This window comes from Pseudomonas sp. XP1 (assembly GCF_053557675.1).
Genome location: NZ_JBNRIJ010000038.1, coordinates 1 through 5,084 on the forward strand (window position 1 = coordinate 1; position 5,084 = coordinate 5,084).

8 protein-coding genes are annotated in these 5,084 nt (G+C 62.5%); 5 read left to right on the forward strand and 3 right to left on the reverse strand.

The genetic code is table 11. The features are described 5' to 3' along the window. Positions 1–98 precede the first annotated feature (98 nt). Positions 99–563 carry a TlpA disulfide reductase family protein gene (locus ACK1U9_RS22530; RefSeq protein ID WP_085602068.1) on the reverse strand — a complete coding sequence of 155 codons (465 nt, stop codon included), beginning with the start codon at positions 561–563 and terminating at the stop codon, positions 99–101. An 85-nt stretch (positions 564–648) separates the two neighbouring features. Between ACK1U9_RS22530 and arsC the strand changes: the two genes are divergently transcribed. Genes arsC through ACK1U9_RS22545 form a run of 3 tightly spaced genes read left to right on the forward strand, consistent with a single transcriptional unit; the run spans position 649 to position 2,010 of the window. Continuing rightward, complete coding sequence (arsC, locus tag ACK1U9_RS22535) at positions 649–1,002, forward strand: arsenate reductase (glutaredoxin) (protein ID WP_449110198.1); 354 nt, start codon at positions 649–651, stop codon at positions 1,000–1,002. Continuing rightward, positions 999–1,604: an NAD(P)H:quinone oxidoreductase gene (gene wrbA / locus ACK1U9_RS22540; RefSeq protein WP_025338005.1), complete on the forward strand. Its 606-nt coding sequence runs from the start codon at positions 999–1,001 to the stop codon at positions 1,602–1,604. The genes arsC and wrbA overlap by 4 nt, the downstream gene beginning before the upstream one ends. Next, entirely contained in the window at positions 1,597–2,010 is a 414-nt protein-coding gene (locus tag ACK1U9_RS22545; protein WP_046616648.1) for a DUF2069 domain-containing protein, read from the forward strand. The genes wrbA and ACK1U9_RS22545 overlap by 8 nt, the downstream gene beginning before the upstream one ends. 32 nt (positions 2,011–2,042) lie before the next feature. Here the strand turns inward: ACK1U9_RS22545 and ACK1U9_RS22550 are convergent, their stop codons facing one another. Together ACK1U9_RS22550 and ttcA are read right to left on the reverse strand one after the other, a co-directional pair. Then, positions 2,043–2,714, reverse strand: coding sequence for a DNA-3-methyladenine glycosylase I (locus ACK1U9_RS22550; RefSeq protein ID WP_085602070.1), 672 nt, complete (start codon positions 2,712–2,714; stop codon positions 2,043–2,045). Positions 2,715–2,718: 4 nt separating this feature from the next. Then, positions 2,719–3,543: a tRNA 2-thiocytidine(32) synthetase TtcA gene (gene ttcA, locus ACK1U9_RS22555; RefSeq protein WP_012270926.1), complete on the reverse strand. Its 825-nt coding sequence runs from the start codon at positions 3,541–3,543 to the stop codon at positions 2,719–2,721. Positions 3,544–3,805: 262 nt separating this feature from the next. On the opposite strand from ttcA, the gene ACK1U9_RS22560 reads away from it, so the two are divergent. Both ACK1U9_RS22560 and ACK1U9_RS22565 read left to right on the forward strand, forming a co-directional pair. Further along, entirely contained in the window at positions 3,806–4,405 is a 600-nt protein-coding gene (locus ACK1U9_RS22560) for a Yip1 family protein (RefSeq protein ID WP_003252385.1), read from the forward strand. A 132-nt stretch (positions 4,406–4,537) separates the two neighbouring features. Next, positions 4,538–5,032: a SprT family zinc-dependent metalloprotease gene (locus ACK1U9_RS22565; RefSeq protein WP_025338002.1), complete on the forward strand. Its 495-nt coding sequence runs from the start codon at positions 4,538–4,540 to the stop codon at positions 5,030–5,032. The last annotated feature ends 52 nt before the right edge of the window (positions 5,033–5,084 follow it).

Sequence of the window (5,084 nt, forward strand, 5' to 3'; positions counted from 1 at the left end):
CCGGCAAGCCAGCTCCCACAGGTACTGCACAGCCTTCAAGCCCTGTGCAGTACCTGTGGGAGCTGGCTTGCCGGCGATAGGGCCGGTACAGGCTGACTTCAGGCGCCCTTCAGGGCCTTGATCTTGGCCTGCAGCCCTTCCCGGGTCTGCTCGCCCATCAACTGTTCCCGCACCTTGCCCTTGTCATCGATGATGTAGGTCACCGGCAATGCCTCGCTGCGTGGCAGGTCATAGCGCTCGGCCGGGTCCTGTGCCAATACGGTGAAAGCGATGCCCAGGGTTTCGGCAGCCTGCTTCAGTTCCTGCCCCTGCAAGCCATCGAAGTTCACCCCCACCACCTTGATACCATCGGCCGCCCATTGCTTGGCTGCCGCGTTCAGTTCGGGGATTTCGGTACGGCACGGCCCGCACCATTCGGCCCAGTAGTTGAGCACCAGCCAGTGCCCATCAATCTGTTCGGCCTTAACCGTATTACCGTGTTGGTCCACGCCATAATCGGCACCGCAACCACCGAGCAACAGGCTCGCGGTGATGGCCAGTACTGCTGCCAGACGCCTTGCCATGGGTCAATCCTTCTCGAGTTTTAAAGCAAATTGGTCAGTCGCTGCGGTTAGAATAGCCGCCACAACCTGCTGGATGCGACCCGACATGACCGACCTTACGCTCTATCATAACCCGCGCTGCTCGAAATCCCGCGGTGCCCTGGAACTGCTCGAAGCTCGCGGCCTGGCGCCGACCATCGTGCGCTACCTCGAGACACCGCCCGACGCTGTTACCCTGAAGGCCCTGCTCGGCAAGCTGGGCATCGCCCCGCGCCAGCTGCTGCGTACCGGCGAGGACGAGTACAAGGAGCTGAACCTGGCCGACCCGGCGCTGACCGACGCACAACTGATCGAGGCCATGGCCCGGCACCCCAAGCTGATCGAGCGGCCGATCCTGGTCGCCGGTGACAAGGCCGTGGTCGGACGACCGCCCGAGAAAGTACTGGAGATTCTACCGTGAGCCAGCCCTACATCCTGGTGCTGTATTACAGCCGCCATGGTTCGACCAGCGAGATGGCCCGGCACATCGCCCGCGGCATCGAACTGGCCGGCATGGAGGCCCGCCTGCGCACGGTGCCGGCGATTTCCACCGAGTGCGAAGCAGTGGCCCCGGACATCCCGGCCAGTGGCGCGCTGTACGCCACCTTGGACGACTTGCGCCACTGCGCCGGCCTGGTATTGGGTAGCCCGACCCGCTTCGGCAACATGGCGGCGCCGCTCAAGTACTTCCTGGATGGCACCAGCAGCCTGTGGTTGGGCGGTGAACTGGTCGGCAAGCCGGCGGGTGTTTTCACCTCTACCGCCAGCCTGCACGGCGGGCAGGAAACCACCCTGCTGTCGATGATGCTACCGCTGATGCACCACGGCATGCTGGTAATGGGCTTGCCGTACAGCGAATCGGCATTGCTCGAGACCCGTGGCGGCGGCACCCCGTATGGCGCCAGCCATCATGCTGGCGCCGATGGCAAGCGCGAGCTCGACCAGCACGAGATAGCCCTGTGCCGCGCACTTGGCCAACGCCTGGCGACCACTGCCAAGGCACTGGAGGCCGCACGTGGCTAAGAAGCCCAAGGTATTGCCGGCGCTGGAATGGCTGGCACCGCGTCTGCGCCTGACGCGGGCCTTGAGCCTGGCGTTCTTCTTCGGCCTGATCGCCCTGCTGGTGGTGAACAACCTGTGGTTCGCCAACCTGCACGGGGCGCGGGTCGAGGTGATCCTGGCGATCGAACTGGTGCCGTTGCTGCTGTTGCTGCCGGGCATGCTGACAGGCAGCGCCCGGGCACATGCCTGGACCTGCTTCGTGGTGAATATCTATTTCATCAAGGGCGTGCTGGCGGCGTTCGACCCGGCACGGGCGGTATTTGGCTGGGTAGAAGTGCTGGTGAGCCTGGGGCTGTTCATTACCGGGCTGCTGTATGTGCGCTGGAAGTTCCAGCATGAGCGGCGCATGGCGGGCGAAGGCAGTTGATATCCCGGGGCCGCTTAGCGGCCCCAGCAATTTCAATGGTTGACGGTATGCGCCAGCATCACCGACAACTGGCACAGCGGCCGCCCACTCTCGGCATGCCACTGGTTGAACGCCTGCTGCACCAAGGCCAGGTCCCGCTGGCTGGTCGGCGGTTTGTCGATCACCTTCTGCGCAATCAACGCCGCAGCCATGTCATCGGTAGGAATGAACGTATCCTTGCCGACCATGCGCAAGAAGCGCGGTGCCGACAACCCGCCCAGCTGGTTGCCGTGCTTGGCCAGGTACTTCCACAAACCGACGATGTCGGTCACCGGCCAGTCGGCGATGAAGGCGCCGAAACTGCCCTTCTCCTTGGCCACGTCAAGAACCATCTGCGCATTGCGCGGCACGCTCTTGAGCTTGCCCAGGTGGCGGATGATGCGCTCGTCGTGCATCAGTCGCTCGAGGTGCTCGGCGCCCATCAATACCACCTTCTCCGGGTCGAAGCCGAAGAACACCTGCTCGAACGCCGGCCACTTGGCATCCACCAGGCTGTGCTTGAGCCCGGCGCGGAATACGCGCAGGGCCAAGGTCGACAGGTAGCGGTCGTCGCTGATATCACGCAGCTGCGCCGGTGTGCGCGGCTGCGGCAGGAAGGCCTCCAGGGCCTGGCCCGAGCCGAAGCGGTTCAGGCAGTACTCGTGCAACCACTGGTAATCGCGCATGGGCTCAGATGTTCAGCACGTCAAGAAAACGCGGGGTGGCGTTTTCGTCGATCTTCAGGCTGGTGAAGTCGAACAGGTTGCGGTCGGCCAGCTGCGACGGTGCCACGTTCTGCAGGGCGCGGAAGATGCTCTCGGTACGGCCCGGGTGCTTGCGCTCCCATTCCACCAGCATGTCCTTGACCACCTGGCGCTGCAGGTTTTCCTGCGAACCGCACAGGTTGCACGGGATGATCGGGAATTCCTTCATGTCCGAATAGGCCTGGATATCCTTCTCGCTGCAGTAGGCCAGCGGACGGATCACCACGTTGCGGCCATCGTCGGCACGCAGCTTCGGCGGCATGCCCTTGAGCGCGCCGTTGAAGAACATGTTGAGGAAGAAGGTTTCGACGATATCGTCGCGGTGGTGTCCCAGCGCCATCTTGGTCGCGCCGATCTCGTCGGCGAAGGTGTAGAGGGTGCCACGGCGCAGGCGCGAACACAGCGAGCAGGTGGTCTTGCCCTCGGGGACCAGCTCCTTGACCACCGAGTAGGTGTCCTTCTCGACGATGTGATACTCGACGCCCAGTTCCTTGAGGTAGGCCGGCAGCACGTGCTCGGGGAACCCCGGCTGCTTCTGGTCCATGTTCACCGCCACGATCTCGAACTTGATCGGTGCCACCTTCTGCAGGTGCAACAGAACGTCGAGCATGGTGTAGCTGTCCTTGCCGCCGGACAGGCAGACCATGACCTTGTCGCCATCCTCGATCATGTTGTAGTCGGTGATGGCTTCGCCGGCGAGACGACGCAGGCGTTTTTGCAGTTTGTTCTGGTTGACCGAGAGGGTGCCCATAGCGCTTGGATCCGCGAGGTGTGACAAAAGCGGGCTATTTTACGCACAAACGCGGCGGTGCTGTAGGCATTCCGATAAAGACTTCATTGTAATCAACAGCGCGCGTTACAGCGCAATTTGCTCTAAAAAGCGCGGTTTATGCGGGTAACGGCTTCCTATACTGCGACATAAGGCCACATTACCGCTTGCTTAGGTGTTCGGGCCTCGGGCCGCTTGCGCTCCATCTGGGGGGCGTTTGGCAACATTGAGAGGAGTGATCGGCATGATTCATCACGTTGTGGGGCTGTTTACCCATCCCGACCAGGAATGGCGGGAAATTCGTGGCGAAGAAGAAACCATCAGCCACATGTACCTGACGCATACCCTGATCCTGGCTGCGATCCCCGCCGTTTCGGCGTTCATCGGTACCACCCAGGTCGGCTGGGTGATCGGCGACCGGCCAGCGGTGATGCTGACCATGGAAAGCGCCATCTGGATGAGCATCATGTCGTACCTGGCGATGCTTGCCGGGGTGGCGGTAATGGGGGCGTTCATCCATTGGATGGCCCGCACCTACGATGCCAACCCGTCCATGGCACAGTGCATCGCCTTTGCAACCTATACCGCCACACCGCTGTTCATCGGCGGCCTGGCGGCGCTGTACCCACACCTGTGGCTGGGCATGCTGATCGGCACCGCCGCCATCTGCTACACGGTGTACCTGTTGTACGTCGGTTTGCCGACGTTCATGAACATACCATCCGACGAAGGCTTCCTGTTCTCCAGCTCGGTGCTGGCGGTAGGCCTTGTGGTACTGGTGGCGATCATGGCCGCCACTGTGATCATCTGGGGACTGGGCGTGGGGCCCGTCTACACCAACTAGAACAGACTCGACCAACACTGGGGCATCAAACCTGGGGCCGCCGCAAGGCGGCCTCTGGCTGTGCGCTGACCGGTGGCTCGGCAGGCTGCCCGGGGTTGCGGCATAATGCCCGGTCAGGAGAACCACCCCGCCATGCCCGAGCTGCTCAGACAACGCGTTGAAACCTGTTACCAGCAAGCTGAAACCTTCTTCAAACGCCCCTTCCCGCGCCCGGAAGTCAGCTTCAAGCTGCGCGGGCAAAAAGCCGGTGTCGCTCACCTGCACGAGAACCTGCTGCGCTTCAACCTGCAGCTTTACCGCGAAAACCAGGAAGACTTCCTGCGCCAGACCGTGGCCCATGAAGTGGCGCACCTGGTGGCACACCAGCTGTTCGGCGACCGTATCCAAGCCCATGGCGAGGAGTGGCAGTTGATCATGCGCGGGGTGTATGAACTGCCGCCCAACCGTTGCCACAACTACGAAGTGCAACGGCGCGTGGTGACCCGCTACATCTACCGGTGCCCGTGCCCGCAGAGCGACTTCCCGTTTACCGCGCAGCGGCACAAGCTGGTGCGCCAGGGGCGGCGCTACCTGTGCAAGCGGTGTCGGGAAATATTGGTGTATAGCGGCGAGACGCGCGTCGAGTAGATTGTGCCTTGCCTGTTCCGGCCTCTTCGCGGGTAAACCCGCTCCCACAGGG